4 protein-coding genes and 1 pseudogene are annotated in these 2,773 nt (G+C 64.2%); all 5 read right to left on the bottom strand.

What is annotated here, in order from left to right:
- Nucleotides 1-502: 502 nt before the first annotated feature.
- On the bottom strand, nt 503-679 hold the full coding sequence (locus tag B1A74_RS14380; RefSeq protein ID WP_167769427.1) for a hypothetical protein: 177 nt from the start codon (nt 677-679) through the stop codon (nt 503-505).
- A gap of 3 nt (nt 680-682) precedes the next feature.
- The gene (locus tag B1A74_RS13815; protein WP_077244970.1) at nt 683-901 is read right to left on the bottom strand and encodes a hypothetical protein; all 219 of its coding nucleotides are present in this window, start codon (nt 899-901) and stop codon (nt 683-685) included.
- Nucleotides 902-1,130: 229 nt separating this feature from the next.
- Complete coding sequence (locus tag B1A74_RS13820) at nt 1,131-1,670, bottom strand: helix-turn-helix transcriptional regulator (protein ID WP_077244971.1); 540 nt, start codon at nt 1,668-1,670, stop codon at nt 1,131-1,133.
- Nucleotides 1,671-1,777: 107 nt separating this feature from the next.
- Nucleotides 1,778-2,176 (bottom strand): annotated as a pseudogene (locus B1A74_RS13825) (sugar transferase); the annotation flags it as partial.
- A 247-nt stretch (nt 2,177-2,423) separates the two neighbouring features.
- Nucleotides 2,424-2,773: DUF3800 domain-containing protein (locus B1A74_RS13830; RefSeq protein ID WP_143592269.1), on the bottom strand; the 350-nt coding region annotated here is incomplete at its 5' end.

Genomic DNA, 2,773 nt, shown 5'->3' on the forward strand with positions numbered 1-2,773 from the left:
AAGAAGCCGAAGTCGTTGACCACGAACAACAGTTTCCCCCGCACTCCCTCGCCTTCCCGTGTCATTTTCCTCTCTCTGAACATTTCCCGGGCGCATGCGCCGTCAGGCACCCGCTCGTCCGCACGCGCACCCTAAACTACAATCGCTCCGGATGGCACAACCCGGAGGGTTCCATGGAACGGAACATCGTCTTCTGCTGCCACGGCACCGACAACCGGAGGGGCAGGATCAGCGTGGTCGCCCCGTTGCGCCTCAGGGTTCCAGTCGTCGCGAAGGGCACAGCGACGAAACGATACACCACTGGCACCAGCAGCTACCCGCCTACGAACCCGACCGGGCACGTTCTCTCCGCTCGCATTCGGGCGCGAGAAGGTAATCGGCACGACCCCGCGCAAGCTCTTCGGCCACGGCCTCAACGCCGGCATCGAGGACGCCTACCGCTCCGTGGTGCAGTAATATCGCCCCGGCGACCGCATGTGTCTGTTCGCCGGAGAAGTATGAGTCAGCCGGAAGATTGTCCGGATGGTTTCTGATTCCGGAGCTCCAGCGCGCCGACGAAGCTCGGCGTGGGCAGCGTGAGAGGCCCGGCCAGGCTGCGGGAGGTAATGTTGGTGACCATTTCGCGGATCGCACCGTAGACCAGGGCCGCCCCGTACTCGCATTCGTTCCCCGTCAGCAAGCCTTACGCATCCTTGCGGAACGCCATCATCGCCCGCTTGTTCGCACGCGCCTCATCCGCCTCGGCAACCTCCGACCCGCACACATCGCACACGGCGTAACGCAACGGAATCGTCCCTTCCACACCGGCATGCTCCACCTGCTGAGTCGACTCCCGAGGCTCAAGCCGACCCTCACCACAGGCCGGACAAACCCGCTGTTTGCTTGCGGTGGTTTGGCTCATGTCAGGTTCCCTCCGCCCGTCATTCGCGGGCGAGCCCGCTCCCACAGAACCCCGGGCCCGGACCACCACCGCGCAAACACCAACCCCGGTAGGAGGCCAGCCCTCTGGCCGATGAGGGTTGGTCGGGCGTGGGTTATCGGCCAGGGGGCTGGCCTCCTACGCCAAATCCTGCCGCCGGTGGGAGCGGGCTCGCCCGCGAAGCCCCCGCCAAAATGGCCCCCGAAAATATTCATCCCACGAGCGGCGTTTGACGCGCTGGGCCAAGGCACAGCGCACCGGAGTGCCCGTCGAGCCGAGCCGCTTCGCGGGCCACATTCACATGCATGGCCTCGCGCGCGACCTCCCGCAATGCCGGGTCCACCGATCGCCCTTCCCGGGCGAACCACTCCAGCACATCCGCCAGATGCCAGAGCGCCGACCGGCCCTCGTGCAAAGGCAACGGGAAACTGTCCCGGTGGGTCTGCACCAGCTTGCGCATGTTCTGCCGGGAAAAGCCGAACAGGTCGGCCACATCGGACACCCCCACGAGATCCGGCGCCACTTCGACGAGCACAGCTGCGGGGACCGCGTTACGCACATCGCGGATTGCACTCGTCACCGCGTCGCACGCCGACGCCGCCTCGCGCGAAAAAGAAAGCGCGAGACGCCCCTCCTGGCCCGTTCCCATCAGTGCATCATCGCACCCGCCCTCGAACAGCCGGGCTTCCAGCCAGGAACGATCCCAATCGGATGGAATAGCGAATTTCAGCGTAAACTCGTAATGACTCATGATGGAGTTACTGGGAGGAGACAGCTACCGATTACGCGAGAAAACCGCCGGCTGAACGCCGGCTCCCTGGGTCAATTTTGTTGGCCAAAGGTGGGTCAAAAGCGATGGCCATTGACACCCGGTCGCGCGTCGAACACGCCGCGCCGATCGCGCTCCTCCGTCAGCTCGGTCTGGTTGGGCAAACCCGGCCGTGGCCCCACCAGGCTCATATCGCCCTTGAGCACGTTCCACAACTGCGGCAGCTCATCCAGCTTGGTCCGGCGCAGGAAGTGCCCGAACCGCGTCACCGCCGAGGCCTCGGCCAGATGCGTGGCCACCGAGGCCGTATCCGGCCGCATGGTGCGAAACTTCACCAGCGTAAATGGCCGCCGGTGGCGCCCCACCCGCTCCTGCCGGAACAGGGGCGAGCCCGTATCCCGCCAGCCCAGCAGCAGAAGCACCAGCATCACCGGCAGCGTCACCACCAGCCCCACCGCCGACAACACCACATCCAGAAATCGAATCACACCACCCTCTCTTAACTCCGCAACGGCGACACCGCCCGTCGCAGGCCCTCGTCCACACTCACCGGCGCCACCCACGCACCCGTTACCAAAACCCGGTCCATCATCACTCAACATCCCGTCATTGCGAGGGCCCAACGGGCCCGTGCCAATCGCCCACCTCGGACCCGCCAACACTTGTCATCGCCACCAGACTCATCCAAGATAATGGGTGGAGGCTTTGTTGGCGGCGACGCTGGCATTGCCTTTTTTATTGCCCGCTTATTGAATCGCGTTCTTCTCGCGGCCGCAGATCGTCGATGACCGCGAAACTCCACAGCGGGTAGCGCTGATCACCGTCTTCGCGCAGAGTCCTGAACCGCAAGTCACAAACCCTTTCCGCCAGCCCCGACAATTCGCTCCGAGCCGGACGCGTCATGGTACCGACGCGAACACCCCAGGCCACCAGATACGCAACAATGTCCGCCAACTGAACCGCTGTCGTCAGATGGCTGTGAACAAAGAACGGCTCTGGTATCACTCGGGCCGCCCGCATCCGCCCCTTGGTAGTCTCCCGGAAATACTGAGCCATTTGCCCTAGCTGTCGGGTCCCGGCTGTTT

This window comes from Thioalkalivibrio halophilus (assembly GCF_001995255.1).
In the GTDB taxonomy this organism is placed as follows: Bacteria; Pseudomonadota; Gammaproteobacteria; order Ectothiorhodospirales; family Ectothiorhodospiraceae; genus Thioalkalivibrio; species Thioalkalivibrio halophilus.